The sequence below is a fragment of the Billgrantia saliphila genome, assembly GCF_002930105.1.
Taxonomy (GTDB): Bacteria; Pseudomonadota; Gammaproteobacteria; order Pseudomonadales; family Halomonadaceae; genus Halomonas; species Halomonas saliphila.
In genome coordinates, this window is sequence record NZ_PJRN01000001.1 from 203,720 (window position 1) to 219,437 (window position 15,718).

Sequence of the window (15,718 nt, forward strand, 5' to 3'; positions counted from 1 at the left end):
TGTCTGAGCATGCCGGGCACGTCCCGAAGGCGGGTGCGTGTTATCATGCAGGTTCGAATTGATGCGAGGATTGTTACATGGGTGTAGTGGCCAAGCGGTCATCGATGATCTTCTACTCCGGAAGCGATGATCACTTCAGTCATCGCGTGCGTATCGTGCTCGCCGAGAAGGGCGTAGCGGTCGATATCGTCGAAGTCAGCGGCGATCAGCGCCCCGAGGAGCTCGCGGATCTCAACCCCTACAACAGCGTGCCCACGCTGGTCGATCGTGAACTGGTGCTCTATGAGTCCAAGGTAATGATGGAATACCTGGATGAGCGTTTCCCTCACCCGCCGCTGTTGCCGGTCTATCCGGTCGCGCGGGCTCAGAGTCGGTTGTGGATGCACCGCATCGAGAGGGAGTGGTGTCCGCTCGTCGAGCAGATCGAGCAAGGGGGTAAGAAGGATGTGGAGAAGGCTCGCAAGGAGCTGCGCGAAAGTCTCGTCGGTATCTCGCCGATCTTCGAGGACATGCCTTACTTCATGAGCGAAGAGTTCTCGCTCGTCGACTGCTGTATCGCCCCGATTCTCTGGCGCCTGCCGGTACTTGGCATCGAGCTGCCGGAGAAGCAGGTGAAGCCGCTGATCACCTACATGGAGCGGCTGTTTGAGCGCGAGGCCTTCTTGTCCTCGCTAAGCGAGGGTGAGCGCGAGATGCGCGTCTGAACCCCTTTTAGCCGGGCCACGGCCCGGCCAACGGCATGAGGAGGGCAGAGCATGTCATCGAGCCGTCCCTATCTCGCCAGGGCCCTTTACGAGTGGCTGCTGGACAACGAGCAGACCCCCTATATCGTGGTCGACGCCGAGCAATCCGGCGTCAATGTGCCGCGCCAGTTCGTGCAGAACGGTCAGATCGTGCTGAACGTAGGGCCATCGGCAGTCAGGGAGCTGCGCATCGAGAACGATGCCATCTCCTTCAATGCACGCTTCGGCGGCCAGCCCATGCAGGTATTCGTGCCGACACCGGCGCTGGTGGCGATCTATTCGCGGGAGAACGGAGTGGGCATGGTGTTCGGCCATGAGCCGGCGATGCCCGAGCCTCAGGTCGAAAGTGACCCCGAGCGGCCGGAGCTGACCAGTATCACCAGCGATGTCGACTCCGCCGAGCGGGAAGGAGGCAAGCCGGGCGAAGAGCCTTCGCAGGATCCACCGCCGAAGGGGCGGCCATCGCTGCGCGTCATCAAGTGAACGCTGCGGTGGCGCCGCAACGCAAACGGCAGGCCAAGGGCCTGCCGTTTGCGTATTCGCGGTCGAGGCATCGGGGTCAGTCGAGGTAATCGAATACCTTCACGATGCGCTGTATGCCGCCCACATCGGCTACCGCTTCCACGATGCGGTCGGCCTCGGCGCGTGTCACCATGCCCATGATGTAGACGGTGGCATTCTCGGTGATAAAGCGCAGGCGGCCGGTGTCGATGCTCTGGTCGGCAGCCAAGGTGGTACGGATGCGTGTGTTGATCCAGGTATCGGAAAGCCGTTGGCTTGCTGGAAGGTTGGCGGCGACAGAAAGCTCGTTGTGTACGTCGCGTACGTTGCGCACCTCGAGGGCCACCTCGTTGGCCTTCTCCTTGAGCTCTTCACTGGGTACCTGGCCGGTCAGCAGCACGATGCCGTTATAGCTATCGACATTGATGCGAGCGTCACCGAGCCGGGCGTCGGTGCGGCGCAGGTTGTGCTCGATCTTGGTCTCGATACTCTCGTCCTCGACCTGGGCGCCGAGCGTGCGCTTGCCGTAGTTCTCGTCGATGGTGCCGGGGTTGGTCACGCCGGTCACGGTGGTACAACCACCCAGTGCCAGGGCGATAGCGACCGGAAGCCACACGAAGCGTTTGATGAATGCCATATGAGTTACTCGCTGCTGCCGAAGAGTTGTTCATCGATAAGGTCGCACAGGCAGTGGATCACCAGCAGGTGAACCTCCTGGATGCGCGCCGTGGAAGTGGCCGGGACGCGAATCTCACAGTCGTCCTGACCAAGCAGGGAGGCCATGTTCCCGCCATCGCGGCCAGTCAGCGCGACGACCGCCATGTCACGGTCGTGAGCCGCCTGGATGGCCTGGATCACGTTGCCCGAGTTGCCGCTGGTCGAGATCGCCAGCAGGATGTCGCCCGGCTGGCCGAGGGCGCGCACCTGTTTGGAAAAGACTTCATTGTAACTGTAATCGTTGGCGATGGAGGTCAGCGTCGAGGTATCAGTGGTCAACGCCAGGGCCGGCAGGCTGGGGCGTTCCCGCTCGAAGCGATTGAGCAGTTCGGAGGAGAAGTGTTGACTGTCTCCGGCGCTACCGCCGTTGCCGCAGGCCAGAATCTTGCCTTCGTTGATCAAGCACTGAACCATCATCTGGCTTGCCACCTCGATGAAGGGCGGCAGCACTTCGCTGGCATAGGTCTTGGTATCGATGCTGGCGTTGAAGTGTCCGAGTATGCGTTGCTGAAAGTCCATTCTGTCGAGTCCGGGTCGTATAGGGTGCCCAGTAGCACCGTCAAAAGGCTTCGAAAGCGCTCTGCACCCAATCGAAGTCCAGCGCTGGCGGGGTGCCGGTTACGGCCAGCACATCGAAACGGCAGGGACATGATAGCCGGTTGCGCAGGAGATAAAAACGCGCCGCGTGGACCAGGCGGCGCTGCTTGGTGGCAGTGACGGTCTCCAGCGGATGGCCGTGGCGGGTGTCGGCGCGGTGGCGCACCTCGACGAAGACCAGCGTCTCGCCGTCGGCCATCACCAGATCCAGCTCTCCGCCCTTGAATTGCTGATTGCTGGCAATCAGGCGCAGACCTCGGGCGGCGAGCCAGTCGGCCGCCAGCCGTTCGATACGCGCGCCGCGGGCGCGCGCGTCAGCGGAGCGGTTCACTGCGAAGAATCTCGGTGGACAGGACGGGGCGAGGAATGCCGTCTTCGAAGCGCGCCCAGGGCAGACGCCGCTGTATGCGGCCATCGCTGCCCGGCGAGAGCATGCCGGTGGCGCCGAACATCTCGCTCTCGGGAAGCAGCTGGAACTGAGGCAGGCGGCGCGCCAGTTCGTAGGCATCGACCCCCATTGCCATCAGCCGGAAGGTGGCGGGGTCGGCGTTCTCCTGCAGCTCGCGATAGCTGTCGAGATAGGGCAGCGCCTCGACGCCGCCCACCGCGGCGTCGGGAATCTGCCAGGGAATGTCGAGAAAGTAGACGTCGTCGAGATCGTGATCCAGCAATGGCTGTGACCGCCCCTCGTAGAGATGGGAGGTGGCGTAGATGGGGAGGTCACTGGCACTGTAGTAGTCCAGTGTCGGTGGTACCTGGCGGGCATAGCTGGGCAGCGCCAGCAGGAACAGCATGTCGGGGCGACCGCCGGCCAGCACGCGCCGGGTGCTCTCGGTGGCGGAGCCGCGCGGATCGTAGGCGACGACATTGGTGATGGTGCCGTCGCGGTCGCGCCATTCCCGCTCGAAGGCGCGGCCGACGCGGGCCCCCCATTCGTTGTCGGGCACCAGCATGGCGCTGCTACGATGGCCATCCTCGCGCCCGCGACGAGCGACCTGGCGCGCCTCGTCCTCCGCCGACAGGCCGTATTGGAACAGTCCTTCGGTCTGGTTGGTAGCGCCGGCTCCGTAATTGAGCGCCAGGGTCGGCAGCGGCACTCGGTCGCGGCTCTCGAGTTCGCTGACTTGCTCCTTGTCGAGCGGCCCGATCACTACTTGCGCACCAAGATTTCGTGCTTCCTCGTAGAGGGCCTCGATGCTGCCCTGGCTGGTGTCGAGAAAGGTGAGGCGTACGCCGCCACTTCGCTCGATGCTGTTGAGGTGATGGATCCGCAAGCCGTTGCGAATCGGCTCGGCGACACTTGTCAGGGGGCCCGAACCCGGGAGAAAGACGGCGATATGGCGAACTTCCTTGCCGCGAAGCTCGCGCAGCGCCAGCAGTTCCGCAGGCACGCGGCGCGCGGCCGGATGCTGTGGGTGACGCTCGCGCCACGTCTCCAGGCGCGCAAACAGACGCTCAATGTCGCCGTCGCTCTCGCGCACCAGGCCGGCGAGTCGCAGCCAGCCCAGAGTCAGCTCGTCAGCGTCTTCGCGCAGGCTGGCCAGTTCGCTGCCGTCGAGGCGAGAGAGTGACGCCCAGATGGCATCGTTGAGCGCCTCGCGCTCGGTCCTTGCCTGTACGTACATGAGCATGGCCGCCGCGGCGCGATGTTCGTCGACCTGTGCCAGCGCGCGACCCATGCGGGCGCGCAGAAGCAGGCCGGCATCGCGCGGCAGGTCGGCTTCGTCGAGTAATTGCCCGGCCTGGATCACCGCCCAGGGCTCGTCGAGCTCCTCGCCGAGTTCCGAGAGCAGCATGGCCCAGTGCAGGCGGTAATCGTCGGGGAGCTGGGTATCGTCGATCTCGGTGGCGACCTCCAGTGCCTGGGTGCGCTGACCCCGGCGTGCTAGGATATCGGCCGCCTCGAGTCGGCTGAGCGCTGCCTGCTCGGGCGCCTGCTGGCGTGCCTGTTCCAGCAGGTAGCCGGGGTCATCGTCGGGAGTCCGTTCAACGATGCCTGGCGGGGCGCAGCCGGCCATCACTAATAAGGTGAGAAGCACGAAGGCCAGCAGGGCGCGGGGCGTTTTCAGCATGAATCCTTCCTTGTGTACAGGGCTTCGAGGAGGCCGGTCGACCTCCGCAAACGATGGAGCCGTCACGTTCGGCCAAGCCCGACAAACTTCGAGGAGCCGACATGTCTGACACTGTTAATGGCACATTGTACGTGGTCGCCACACCGATTGGGAATCTGGAGGACCTCGGCCCGCGCGCGGCCCGGCTGCTGGGAGAAGTCGCATTGGTGGCCGCAGAAGATACCCGGCATACTGCAGGGCTGCTGCGCCACCTGGGGCTCAGCGTGCCGCTGCTTTCGCTGCATGAGCACAACGAGGCGGCACGGGTCGACCAGCTCGATGCACGCCTCGTCCGCGGCGAAGACATCGCCCTGGTCAGCGATGCCGGCACGCCGCTGATCAGCGATCCGGGGTTCGTGTTGGTGCGGGAATTGCGCTCCAGGGGGCGTCGCATCGTGCCGGTGCCGGGGCCCTGCGCGCTGGTGACCGCACTCAGTGCCGCCGGCCTGCCCACCGATCGTTTCCTGTTTCAAGGCTTCCTGCCGGCCAAGGCCGGTGCGCGGCGCCAGCGTCTCGAAGCATTGGCGAGCCGTGAGGAGACGCTGGTGTTCTACGAGTCGCCCCACCGCATTCGCGACAGTCTGGCCGCCATCGCCGAGGCTTTCGCTGAGCGCCGGCTGGTACTCGCACGGGAGCTGACCAAGACTTTCGAGACGTTTCTCGACGGCAGTGCCGAAGCCCTGCTGGCACGCATGGACGACGATCCGGACCAGGCGCGCGGCGAGTTCGTGATCATGGTCGCCGGTGCCGCGCCGAACGACGAGGCGGAAGCCGCCCATCTGGAGGCCGACGCACTGCTCGCCGCCTTGCTTGCCGAGGGGGTCGGGGTCAAGCAGGCGGCATCAGTGGCGGCGCGGCTGCTGGGTGGGGCCAAGAAGGCCTGGTATGCCCGCGTCCAGGCGCTCAAGGAAGCGGACTGACCCACACGGAAAGCCATTGAGAGGCCACCGGCACGCTGGTATTCTTGCGCTCGGAGTCGGCCAGACAGTCGCCGCTGACATTGATCTCGATCGATGTCAGGGGAGGAAAGTCCGGGCTCCATAGGGCAGGGTGCCAGGTAACGCCTGGGCGGCGCGAGCCGACGGAAAGTGCAGCAGAGAGCAGACCGCCTACGTCTCCTTCGGGAGGCCGGCAAGGGTGAAAGGGTGCGGTAAGAGCGCACCGCACGGCTGGTAACAGCGCGTGGCATGGTAAACCCCACCCGGAGCAAGACCAAATAGGAACCCGATGGCGTGGCCCGCGCCGGGTTCGGGTAGGTTGCTTGAGGGTCGCGGTGACGCGACCCCTAGATGAATGACTGTCCCCGACAGAACCCGGCTTACCGGCCGACTCCCCCTATTCCTGCCGTCGCCCCGGCGAAGCCGGTGCGTTCACTCGTGTTCGTGAGCCCTGGGAAGTGCATGTCGTCATCCGCCCCTGAATCGGCCCGTCGCGGCTTTCGTCATGCCAGTGTCCTGCTGGATGGCGCCGTGGAGGCGCTCGTCCACGACCCCTGTGGTGCCTACCTGGACGGCACTTTTGGCCGCGGCGGCCACTCGCGGGCGATACTTGCCCGTCTCGAGCCGGAGGGTCGTCTGCTGGCGATCGACCGCGATCCGCAGGCCATCGCCGAGGCGCGCAGCATCGACGATGCTCGCTTTGCCATCGAGCAGGGGGAATTCGCTCGCCTGGGCGAGCTGGCCGAGCGACACGAGTTGCACGGTCGGCTGGCGGGCGTGCTGCTCGACGTCGGCGTGTCATCTCCACAGTTGGACGATCCGGAGCGCGGCTTCAGCTTTCTGCGCGACGGCCCGCTGGACATGCGCATGGATCCGACACACGGCGAGAGCGCGGCGCAATGGCTGGCTCGCGCCAGCGAGACGGAGGTCGCTCGGGTGTTCAAGACCTACGGCGAGGAGCGTTTCGCCAGACGCCTGGCCCGGGCAGTGGTGGCCCGACGCGCCGAACGCCCTTTTCAGCGCACCGGCGATCTAGCCGAAGTGCTCAAGGGCGCCCATCCGGCCTGGGAGAAGGGCAAGCACCCCGCCACGCGTGCCTTTCAGGCGCTGCGCATTCATGTCAATGGCGAGCTGGAGCAGCTCGATGCTGCGCTGTCGGCCGCGCTGGAAGCGCTGGCCCCGGGTGGGCATTTGGTCGTCATCAGCTTTCACTCCCTCGAGGATCGCCGCGTCAAGCGCTTCATTCGCGAGCATGTGCGCGGCGATACCGATCTGCCACGCGGCATGCCGGTGCGTGAGGACCAGTTGGCCAAGCGCATGACGACCCTGGGCAAGGCGCAACGGCCGACGCCCGAGGAAGTGCAGGACAACCCCCGAGCCCGTAGCGCCGTGATGCGTGTGGCGCGCAAGTTGGCCTGAGGAACGGCATGAGCCAAGCAAAAAGCCTACCCCGTACCCCCAAAGCGCTGCGTGCCGCTTGGCCGCCCGCCTGGCTGCCCAGCTGGCGCCTGCTGCTGATCGTCGGTCTGGTGCTGGCGTGTCTGATCAGCGCCACTGCAGTGATCGCCACCAGCCATCAAACACGAACCCAGTATGCTCGCCTGCAACAACTCGAGCGTGAGCGCGATCAACTGCAGACGGAGTGGGGGCAACTGCTGCTCGAGGAGAGTGCCTGGTCGTCTCCGGCGCGCATCGAGCGGCTGGCCGTCGAGCGGTTGGAGATGCGTCTGCCCGAAGTCGATGAAGTCGAGGTCATCCGCCCATGAGCACCGACGTTCGCAACGGCGTCACGCCCCGTCGTCGTCCGCCGATGGCGCCGATGGGAGGCGCACGTTACGGTCTGGTATTGGGACTGGTCATCCTGGGCATGCTGCTGCTGGCCGGACGCATCGTCACCCTGCACGTCTTCGACCGCTCCTTCCTGCAGGGGCAGGGGGACGCACGGACGCTGCGCACCGAATCGCTGACCGCGCACCGCGGCATGATCACCGACCGTCACGGGGAGCCGCTGGCCGTCTCCACGCCGGTGGTGACGCTATGGGCCAATCCGCAGGAGGTGCCTGACGATCGCATCCAGCGGCTGATGCTGTCCCAGGCGCTGGGCATGTCGCTGGACGATCTCGACGCCCGCCTGGAGCGCTTCGCCGAGCGTGAATTCATGTACCTGCGTCGACAGCTGACTCCGGCCGCTGCGCAGCGAGCGCTGGATCTGCGCATTCCCGGGGTCTATGCCCAGCACGAGTACAAGCGCTACTACCCAGCCGGAGAAGTGGTGGCGCAGTTGCTGGGGGTGACCAACGTCGACGACATGGGGCAGGAGGGCGTCGAGCTCGCCTATCAGCCCTATCTGGCCGGTACGCCGGGCCAGCGCCGGGTGATCAAGGATCGCCGCGGACGCCTGGTCCGCGATCTGGCGATGCTGCGCGAAGCCCAGCCTGGCGGCGACCTGACCCTGGCCATCGATCAGCGGCTGCAGTACATGGCCTATCGTGAGCTCAAGGCGGCGGTGGCCGAGCACGACGCCGATGGCGGCGTGGTAGTAATGATGGATGCGCGCACCGGCGAAGTGCTGGCCATGGCCAACCAGCCCTCATACAACCCCAACAACCGAGCCGGCCTGGATCCGCGCGGCTTGCGCAACCAGGCGATCGTCGACGTGTTCGAACCTGGGTCGGTCATGAAGCCGCTGGCAATGGCGGCGATCATGGAGAGCGGTCTCTTCGACAGCGATGTCGTGGTCGATACCTCGCCGGGCTGGATGCGCATCGATCGCTTCACCATCCGCGACATCCGCAACTACGGTGAACTCGACCTGGCGGGCATTCTCGAGAAATCCTCCAACATCGGCATGTCCAAACTGGTACTCGAGCTGGACGATCCGCTGGTGCCCGACCTGTATCGCCGTCTCGGATTCGGCCAGAGTACCGATACCGGTTTCCCCGGCGAGGCCGTCGGGCATCTGCCGGCGCCGGTGCGCTGGTCGCGCAGCCAGTGGGCGGCGCTCTCCTACGGCTACGGTCTGTCGGCGTCGGCGCTGCAACTGGCCAGCGCCTATACCGCACTGGCCAACGGCGGTGTCAGGCTGTCACCATCGCTGCTCAAGCTGGACGAGCCGCCGGAAGGTATCCCCACCATCGACCCTGACGTGGCACACGAACTGCTGCGCATCATGGAGCGCTCCGTACAGCCCGATACGGGGGGGCGGCGCGCCTCGGTGCCGGGCTATCGGGTTGCCGGCAAGACCGGTACAGTACGCAAGAACTCGGCGAGCGGCTACGAGGAGAATGCCTATCGCAGTCTGTTCGCCGGTATTGCGCCGGTCTCCGATCCGCGTATCGTGACCATCGTGATGATCGATCATCCGCGGGGAGACAGTTATTTCGGCGGTGCGGTAGCGGCACCAGTCTTCTCGCGTGTGACGGGCAGCGCTCTGCGCCTGCTCGATGTTCCACCGGACCAACGCGTAAGATGAGCGACCCTTTACTTTTGTCCGAGGTTTGCCCATGCAGGTGAGTGCTTCCCGTCTCCAGGCTGCACTGAGCCACTGCTGGCCCAACCTGGCGATACCCCGGCCCGAGCTCGGCGAACGGGTTCGCCTGGTGCTGGATAGCCGTCGTCTGGAGCCGGGCGATGTCTTCGTCGCCGTTCCCGGCGTAGCGGCCGACGGCCGCGACTTTCTCGAGGACGCCCTGCGTGCGAAAGCCGCCTGGGTCCTCTACCACCTGGAGGCGGACGACTCGCTGCCTGCGTCCGCCAAGGACAGACCGGTGCTTGGGCTGCCGTTCCTGCGCCAGCGCTTGGGTGAGTTCGGTCGCGAGCTCTTCGCCGTTCCCGAATCGCTCGAGTTGATCGGCGTGACCGGCACCAATGGCAAGAGTTCGGTAACGCATTATATCGCCGAGCTTAGCGCCGCACTTGGCCAGGAGGCGGGTCTCGTCGGCACGCTCGGCATGGGGCGTCCCGGTCGGTTGCAGGACTCGGGGCTGACCACGCCCGGCCCGTTGAGTTTGCAGGCGACGCTGGGCGAGCTGGCCGCTGACGGCGTCACACGGGCAGCCATGGAGGTCTCGTCGCATGCCCTGGCACAAGGGCGGCTCGACGGCTGCCGGATCAAGGCGGCGGTATTCACCAACCTGAGTCGCGATCACCTCGATTATCACGGCAGCATGGCGGCCTATGCCGCTGCCAAGGCCAGGCTGTTTCGGCGTTCGGAGCTCGAACTCGCCGTGGTCAACGCCGACGATTCATTGGCGCGACTGATGCTGGCCGGACTCGTCGACGGGGTGCGAGTGCTTGCGGTAGGGAACGAGCCGGCGGCTACGCTGCGCGTTCTCGACTGGCAGCCTTCGCGCAGCGGTCAGTTGGCCCTGGTGGCGACGCCGGAGGGGGAGCGCTCGCTCGAGCTGCCGCTTATGGGACGCTTCAACCTGGACAACGTGCTGCTTGCCATCGCCACACTTTTCGGCCTGGGGGAAGGGCTCGACCCCTTGTTCCAGACGGCATCGCGGCTGACGCCGGTGCCGGGGCGCATGCAGCCCGTGCTGCGTGCGGGAGCGCCCACGGTGATCGTCGATTATGCCCATACCCCCGATGCGCTGGAGAATGCCTTGAGCGCGCTACGCGATCATCTACCTGGCGATGGGCGTCTATGGTGCCTGTTCGGCTGCGGTGGTGACCGCGATACCGGCAAGCGGCCGCTGATGGCCACTGCCGCCGAACGCGTCGCCGATCGCTTGGTCGTCACCGATGACAATCCGAGGGGAGAGGAGGCGTCCGACATCCGTGAACAGGTGCTCGCCGGGCTGTCGCCCGAGGCGCGGCGGAGGGCATGGAACGTCGAGGGGCGCGGGGCGGCGATTGCCCACACCTTGGCCGAGGCGGACGACAACGATGTGATACTGATTGCCGGCAAGGGGCATGAGAACTATCAGGAGGTCGCCGGCGTGCGTCACGCCTTCAGCGACGTGGTCGAAGCCGAGGCCGCGCTGGCGGCGAGAAGCGGGGTGCGCGCATGAGCGTGTGCGGTCTGCAGAGCCTGTCCGCCGTTGCGGAAGTGCTGGGCGTCGCATCGCCCGTCCCAGACCTGGCGCTGACCGGTATCGTCACCGACACGCGACGACTTTCGCCGGGTGCCCTGTTCGTGGCGCTGCGCGGCGAGCGCTTCGATGCCCACGATTTTATTGCCCAGGCTCGTGCGGCAGGCGCCGCCGCCGCTCTCGTCGAGCATGCGGTCGACGATACGCTGCCACAGTTGATCGTGCCCGACACCCGACTGGCGCTGGGGCTGCTCGGCCGAGCGCGCCGACGGATCTGGGGCGGGTCGCTGATCGCGGTGACCGGCAACAGCGGTAAGACCAGCGTCAAGGAACTCCTCGCCCAATTGCTTTCTCGTCGCGGCCCCGTCCTGGCCACGCGGGGCAACCTCAACAACGACATCGGCGCACCGCTGACGCTGTTGGGGCTGACCTCGGAACACCGTCAGGCGGTGGTGGAGCTGGGTGCCAATCATCTCGGCGAAATTGCCTGGACCGCGACACTGGCCGAACCGCAAGTGGCTATCATCACCAACGTCACCGGAGCTCACGTGGGGGAATTCGGCGGCATGGGGCAGATCGCTCAGGCCAAGGCCGAGATCCTGTCCGGTCTCGCGGCGGACGGGGTGGCGGTGCTCAATCGAGACGACGTCTATTATCCGCTGTGGTCTCAGCTCGCCGCGCCACGCGAGGTGCTCGACTTCGGCCTTTCGTCGCGCGCCCGCGTGCACGCCACCGAGCTGGCCTGCGACGCCCTGGGACGCTATGCTTTCACGCTTGTCGCGGATGGCCGTCGGATCGGTCGGGTGCAGCTGGCGCTGCTCGGTCGGCACAGTGTCGCCAACGCGTTGGCCGCGGCGGCGGGTGCCATGGCCCTGGGGTTGGACGACGAACGGGTGCTCGATGGCCTGGCGGCGGCATCGCCGATGCCGGGGCGGCTGAGCCCCGAGCACGGCGTACGCCAATCCCAGTTGCTGGACGATACCTACAACGCCAACCCGGGGGCCGTGAAAGCGGCGCTATCACTGCTGGCCGACCTGCCCGCTCCCCGTTGGTGCCTGCTCGGCGCCATGGGGGAGCTGGGAGCGGAATCGTCGCGCCTGCACGCTGAAATTGGCCGCTACGCACGTGAAATGGGGATCGACATGCTGCTGACCTGCGGCGAAGCGGCGAGACCCGCCAGCGAGGCCTTCGGCGGCGGTCATTTCGACGACTACGAGGCGCTGACGCGCCATGTCCTGAATCATCTGCCCACCGGGGCCAGCGTCCTGGTCAAGGGATCACGCAGCGCTGGCATGGAACGGGTCGTGGCCGCGCTACGAGCAGACGCATCAAGGTGAACGCAACACATGCTGCTTTTTCTGGCTGAACTCCTGGCGCAATACCAGAGCGCCTTCAACGTCTTCAATTACCTGACCCTGCGCATGATTCTGGGCACCATGACGGCACTGCTGCTGTGCCTGTGGCTGGGGCCGTGGATGATCAAACGCCTGGTGGAGCGTCAAATCGGCCAGGCGGTGCGCGACGACGGTCCGCAATCCCACCTGTCGAAGGCTGGCACGCCCACCATGGGAGGGGCAATGATCCTGATGGCCATTGCCGTCAGCACATTGCTCTGGGCTGACCTGTCCAACCGTTTCGTGTGGATCGTGCTGGCGGTAACGCTGGGATTCGGCGCGATCGGCTGGGTCGACGACTATCGCAAGGTGGTGGAGAAGAATCCCCGCGGGTTGCCGGCGCGCTGGAAATACCTGTGGCAATCGGTGATCGGTCTGGCCACCGCTCTGGTGCTCTACACCACGGCCACCAGCACGGTGGAGACCAGCCTGATCGTGCCGCTGTTCAAGGACATCGTCGTCCCGCTGGGCGTGTTCTATGTCGTGCTGACCTACCTGGTCATCGTCGGCAGCTCCAATGCCGTCAACCTCACCGATGGCCTCGATGGCCTGGCGATCATGCCGACCGTCATGGTTGCCATGGGGCTGGCGATCTTCGCCTACGCCAGCGGTAACGCCGTATTCGCCAACTACCTCCAGATCCCCGGCATCGTTGGTGCCGGCGAGCTGGCGGTATTCTGCGCCACCATCGCCGGCGCGGGGCTCGGCTTCCTGTGGTTCAATACCTATCCGGCCCAGGTGTTCATGGGCGACGTGGGCGCACTGGCGCTGGGCGCCGCCCTCGGCGTGGTTGCCGTGATCGTACGCCAGGAGATCGTGCTGTTCGTCATGGGCGGCATCTTCGTCATGGAAACCGTCTCGGTGATCCTGCAGGTGGGTTCCTACAAGCTCACCGGGCGGCGAATCTTCCGTATGGCACCGTTGCACCACCATTACGAACTCAAAGGCTGGCCGGAGCCGCGCGTCATCGTGCGCTTCTGGATCATTACCGTGGTATTGGTGCTGGCCGGTCTGGCCACACTGAAGATCCGCTGATGGCGCGGAGCCAGCCGTTCCCGAGGGGCGAGGAGGCAAGAATGCACAAGGTGCCGAAGGGAATGACGCTGGTCGTCGGGCTCGGCATCTCGGGGCGCGCCATCTGTCGTCACCTGGCCCGACAGGAGGTGCCGTTCATGGTGGCCGACACCCGCGAGACCCCGCCGGGTGTCGACGATTTCCGCGCGGCGCATCCCGGCGTCGCCCTCCATTGCGGGCCCCTCTCGGCGCTGGATCTGCGTGAGGCGGCCGAGGTAGTGGTGAGCCCGGGCGTGGACCCACATGCGCACGGCCTGGCCGAGCTGACGGGCGAGAGGATCGAGCCGCGCGTGGTGGGCGAGATCGCGCTGTTCGTCAGGGCGTGCCGCGCACCGGTCGCGGCGATTACCGGCTCCAACGCCAAATCCACCGTGACCACCCTGCTCGGCGAGATGGCCCGCGAGGCCGGCCGTCGCGTGGCGGTCGGCGGCAACTTGGGCACCCCGGCGCTCGACCTGCTCGCCGAGACGCCCGATGCCGAACTCTACATCCTCGAGCTTTCGAGCTTCCAGTTGGAGACCACGCCACGTCTGGGCGCCGAGACCGCCGCCTTCCTCAACCTCTCCGAGGATCATCTGGACCGGCACGGCGACATGAGCGGCTATCGCCGCGCCAAGCTGGGCATCTTCCGTGGCGCCCGCCACGCGGTGATCAATGCGGAGGATGCCATGACCTGGCCGGAGGCGCCGCTACCCGCCATGGATCGCTTCACCATTCGGTCGCCCGAGAGTAACGAGTGGGGGATCGCCAGGCATAGGGGAAGCGAGTGGCTGATGCATGGCGCTACGCCATTGATGCCCACCGGGGACATGGGGCTGGCCGGGCGCCACAATCAGGTCAATGCGCTGGCGGCCATGGCCATGGGACATCGGCTCGGTTTCCACCATGAAGCCATGTGCCGCGTGCTGCGCCGTTTCACCGGCCTGCCTCATCGCAGCGAGACGATAGCGGACATCGACGGCGTGCGCTGGATCAACGACTCGAAGGGCACCAACGTGGGTGCTACGTTGGCCGCCATCGCCGGACTGGGGCCGACCCTGGCGGGGCGCATCGTCTTGCTCGCCGGCGGGCTCGGCAAGGGGGCCGACTTCTCCCCCTTGGGCGATCCCATGGCGCGCTACGGCCGCGAGGCGATCCTGTTCGGCGCCGACGCCGAGCGTCTCCAGGCGGCACTGGACGGACACGTGAGGGTCTCTCGCGTGCCGGATCTCGATGCAGCGATGACACGTGCGCGTGAGATCGCCGAGGCCGGCGACTGCGTACTGCTCTCGCCGGCGTGCGCCAGTCTCGACCAGTTCCCTCATTATCAGGCGCGTGGCGAAGCCTTCCGGCGCCGTGCCGAGCAATACGCCGAGGAGGCGTGGCATGGCGGCTAGCGACAAGCGCTCCCGACTGCAGCGACTGCGTGAGAGACTCTCGACGCGCGATCATCCGTTCGATGGCTGGTTGCTGTTCGCTGCGCTGTCGCTGATCCTGATCGGCTGGGTCATGGTGACCTCGGCCTCCACCGAGGTCGCAGCCGGACTGACCGGCAATCCCTGGTACTTCAGCCAGCGCCACGCTGTCTTCGTGCTGGTGGCCTTACTGGCGGCGGCGCTGACCCTGCGCTCGCCGTTGGCCTGGTGGCGCGCCAACGGACCCTTGCTGCTGCTGGTGAGCATGGCGCTACTGGTGTTGGTGCTGGTGGTGGGCCGCGAAATCAACGGCAGCAAGCGCTGGCTGTCGCTGCCGCTGCTGCCCTTCAACCTCCAGGTCTCGGAAATCGCCAAGCTGTGCCTGATCGTGTATCTGGCCGGCTATCTGGAGCGTTTCCTGCCTGATGTGCGCCGCCAGTGGGGGGCCTTCCTGCGTCCGCTGATGGTCATGGGTGTGATCGCCGTGCTGCTGATTCTCGAACCCGACTATGGCGCGGTGGTGGTCATGATGGGGTGTGCCATGGGCATGCTGCTGCTGGCCGGCGCGCCCTGGGGGCGTTTCGTGCTGATACTGGTCGGCCTTGGACTGCTGGGCTTCTACGTCGCCATCGCCGAGCCTTATCGCCTGGCGCGTCTGACCAGCTTTGCGGACCCTTGGGCGGATCAGTTCGCCAGCGGCTACCAGCTGACTCAAGCGCTGATCGCCTTTGGTCGTGGCCACTGGTTGGGTATGGGGCTGGGCAATAGCGTTCAGAAGCTGTTCTATCTCCCTGAGGCGCATACCGATTTCGTCTTTGCCGTGCTGGCCGAGGAGCTCGGCCTGTTCGGTGCCATCGGCGTGGTCGGGCTGTTCGCGCTGCTGATCTACCGCGCTCTGGCGGTAGGGCGACGCGCGGAACTGGCGGGACTCGCCTTTGCCGCCTATGTCAGCTACGGCATCGCCCTGGTGATCGGCGCCCAGGCATTCATCAATATTGCCGTCAGTACCGGCATGCTGCCGACCAAGGGATTGACCTTGCCACTGCTCAGCTACGGCGGCTCGAGCCTGCTCGTCAGTTCGATGATGATGGCGCTCTTGCTGCGCGTCGACATCGATACGCGCCGGGCCTTACGACGTGCCAGTCCGGCCGCGCGGCGGGAGGCGGCGGGGCGGCGCGAGCCACGCCTCAACGGACAGGGAGTCGCGAAGTGA

Annotated in this window: 15 protein-coding genes and 1 other RNA gene; 12 read left to right on the plus strand and 4 right to left on the minus strand. The window is 65.9% G+C overall.

Going from position 1 to position 15,718, the window contains the following annotated elements; translation table 11 throughout:
- The first annotated feature begins 77 nt into the window (after positions 1–77).
- The gene (gene sspA, locus CYJ07_RS00965) at positions 78–704 is read left to right on the plus strand and encodes a stringent starvation protein SspA (RefSeq protein ID WP_104201792.1); all 627 of its coding nucleotides are present in this window, start codon (positions 78–80) and stop codon (positions 702–704) included.
- A gap of 51 nt (positions 705–755) precedes the next feature.
- Positions 756–1,226 carry a ClpXP protease specificity-enhancing factor gene (locus CYJ07_RS00970; RefSeq protein WP_104201793.1) on the plus strand — a complete coding sequence of 157 codons (471 nt, stop codon included), beginning with the start codon at positions 756–758 and terminating at the stop codon, positions 1,224–1,226.
- Positions 1,227–1,302: 76 nt separating this feature from the next.
- Here the strand turns inward: CYJ07_RS00970 and CYJ07_RS00975 are convergent, their stop codons facing one another.
- From CYJ07_RS00975 to CYJ07_RS00990, 4 genes are read right to left on the minus strand one after another with little or no spacing between them, the layout of a single operon-like run.
- Positions 1,303–1,881 (minus strand): BON domain-containing protein, encoded by a 579-nt coding sequence (locus CYJ07_RS00975; RefSeq protein ID WP_104201794.1) that lies wholly within the window; start codon positions 1,879–1,881, stop codon positions 1,303–1,305.
- Positions 1,882–1,886: 5 nt separating this feature from the next.
- Positions 1,887–2,480: a phosphoheptose isomerase gene (locus CYJ07_RS00980; RefSeq protein WP_104201795.1), complete on the minus strand. Its 594-nt coding sequence runs from the start codon at positions 2,478–2,480 to the stop codon at positions 1,887–1,889.
- A gap of 40 nt (positions 2,481–2,520) precedes the next feature.
- Positions 2,521–2,889 carry a YraN family protein gene (locus tag CYJ07_RS00985; protein WP_104201796.1) on the minus strand — a complete coding sequence of 123 codons (369 nt, stop codon included), beginning with the start codon at positions 2,887–2,889 and terminating at the stop codon, positions 2,521–2,523.
- Positions 2,873–4,630, minus strand: coding sequence for a penicillin-binding protein activator (locus CYJ07_RS00990; protein WP_104201797.1), 1,758 nt, complete (start codon positions 4,628–4,630; stop codon positions 2,873–2,875). Before CYJ07_RS00990 ends, CYJ07_RS00985 begins: the two co-directional genes overlap by 17 nt.
- 101 nt (positions 4,631–4,731) lie before the next feature.
- Between CYJ07_RS00990 and rsmI the strand changes: the two genes are divergently transcribed.
- The 10 genes from rsmI to ftsW all read left to right on the plus strand — a co-directional run bounded on the left by rsmI (position 4,732) and on the right by ftsW (position 15,718).
- The gene (rsmI, locus tag CYJ07_RS00995) at positions 4,732–5,589 is read left to right on the plus strand and encodes a 16S rRNA (cytidine(1402)-2'-O)-methyltransferase (protein ID WP_104201798.1); all 858 of its coding nucleotides are present in this window, start codon (positions 4,732–4,734) and stop codon (positions 5,587–5,589) included.
- Positions 5,590–5,641: 52 nt separating this feature from the next.
- Positions 5,642–6,006, plus strand: an RNA gene (gene rnpB, locus CYJ07_RS01000) — RNase P RNA component class A.
- A 63-nt stretch (positions 6,007–6,069) separates the two neighbouring features.
- Positions 6,070–7,026, plus strand: coding sequence for a 16S rRNA (cytosine(1402)-N(4))-methyltransferase RsmH (gene rsmH / locus CYJ07_RS01005; protein ID WP_104201799.1), 957 nt, complete (start codon positions 6,070–6,072; stop codon positions 7,024–7,026).
- A gap of 8 nt (positions 7,027–7,034) precedes the next feature.
- On the plus strand, positions 7,035–7,373 hold the full coding sequence (gene ftsL, locus CYJ07_RS01010; protein ID WP_104201800.1) for a cell division protein FtsL: 339 nt from the start codon (positions 7,035–7,037) through the stop codon (positions 7,371–7,373).
- Complete coding sequence (locus CYJ07_RS01015) at positions 7,370–9,079, plus strand: peptidoglycan D,D-transpeptidase FtsI family protein (RefSeq protein ID WP_104201801.1); 1,710 nt, start codon at positions 7,370–7,372, stop codon at positions 9,077–9,079. The genes ftsL and CYJ07_RS01015 overlap by 4 nt, the downstream gene beginning before the upstream one ends.
- Positions 9,080–9,110: 31 nt before the next feature.
- Positions 9,111–10,622 (plus strand): UDP-N-acetylmuramoyl-L-alanyl-D-glutamate--2,6-diaminopimelate ligase, encoded by a 1,512-nt coding sequence (locus CYJ07_RS01020; protein WP_104201802.1) that lies wholly within the window; start codon positions 9,111–9,113, stop codon positions 10,620–10,622.
- On the plus strand, positions 10,619–11,980 hold the full coding sequence (locus CYJ07_RS01025; RefSeq protein WP_104201803.1) for a UDP-N-acetylmuramoyl-tripeptide--D-alanyl-D-alanine ligase: 1,362 nt from the start codon (positions 10,619–10,621) through the stop codon (positions 11,978–11,980). Before CYJ07_RS01020 ends, CYJ07_RS01025 begins: the two co-directional genes overlap by 4 nt.
- Before the next feature lie 9 nt (positions 11,981–11,989).
- Positions 11,990–13,072 carry a phospho-N-acetylmuramoyl-pentapeptide-transferase gene (gene mraY, locus CYJ07_RS01030; RefSeq protein ID WP_104201804.1) on the plus strand — a complete coding sequence of 361 codons (1,083 nt, stop codon included), beginning with the start codon at positions 11,990–11,992 and terminating at the stop codon, positions 13,070–13,072.
- Positions 13,073–13,113: 41 nt separating this feature from the next.
- Positions 13,114–14,487, plus strand: a complete 1,374-nt coding sequence (gene murD, locus CYJ07_RS01035) for a UDP-N-acetylmuramoyl-L-alanine--D-glutamate ligase (protein WP_104201805.1) — start codon at positions 13,114–13,116, stop codon at positions 14,485–14,487.
- The gene (gene ftsW, locus CYJ07_RS01040) at positions 14,477–15,718 is read left to right on the plus strand and encodes a putative lipid II flippase FtsW (protein ID WP_104201806.1); all 1,242 of its coding nucleotides are present in this window, start codon (positions 14,477–14,479) and stop codon (positions 15,716–15,718) included. Before murD ends, ftsW begins: the two co-directional genes overlap by 11 nt.

Coding starts and splice junctions, on each gene's coding strand:
- sspA (WP_104201792.1), top strand. CDS start 78: ATGGGTGTAGTGGCCAAGCGGTCATCGATGATCTTCTACTCCGGAAGC.
- CYJ07_RS00970 (WP_104201793.1), top strand. CDS start 756: ATGTCATCGAGCCGTCCCTATCTCGCCAGGGCCCTTTACGAGTGGCTG.
- CYJ07_RS00975 (WP_104201794.1), bottom strand. CDS start 1,881: ATGGCATTCATCAAACGCTTCGTGTGGCTTCCGGTCGCTATCGCCCTG.
- CYJ07_RS00980 (WP_104201795.1), bottom strand. CDS start 2,480: ATGGACTTTCAGCAACGCATACTCGGACACTTCAACGCCAGCATCGAT.
- CYJ07_RS00990 (WP_104201797.1), bottom strand. CDS start 4,630: ATGCTGAAAACGCCCCGCGCCCTGCTGGCCTTCGTGCTTCTCACCTTA.
- rsmI (WP_104201798.1), top strand. CDS start 4,732: ATGTCTGACACTGTTAATGGCACATTGTACGTGGTCGCCACACCGATT.
- rsmH (WP_104201799.1), top strand. CDS start 6,070: ATGTCGTCATCCGCCCCTGAATCGGCCCGTCGCGGCTTTCGTCATGCC.
- ftsL (WP_104201800.1), top strand. CDS start 7,035: ATGAGCCAAGCAAAAAGCCTACCCCGTACCCCCAAAGCGCTGCGTGCC.
- CYJ07_RS01015 (WP_104201801.1), top strand. CDS start 7,370: ATGAGCACCGACGTTCGCAACGGCGTCACGCCCCGTCGTCGTCCGCCG.
- CYJ07_RS01020 (WP_104201802.1), top strand. CDS start 9,111: ATGCAGGTGAGTGCTTCCCGTCTCCAGGCTGCACTGAGCCACTGCTGG.
- CYJ07_RS01025 (WP_104201803.1), top strand. CDS start 10,619: ATGAGCGTGTGCGGTCTGCAGAGCCTGTCCGCCGTTGCGGAAGTGCTG.
- mraY (WP_104201804.1), top strand. CDS start 11,990: ATGCTGCTTTTTCTGGCTGAACTCCTGGCGCAATACCAGAGCGCCTTC.
- murD (WP_104201805.1), top strand. CDS start 13,114: ATGCACAAGGTGCCGAAGGGAATGACGCTGGTCGTCGGGCTCGGCATC.
- ftsW (WP_104201806.1), top strand. CDS start 14,477: ATGGCGGCTAGCGACAAGCGCTCCCGACTGCAGCGACTGCGTGAGAGA.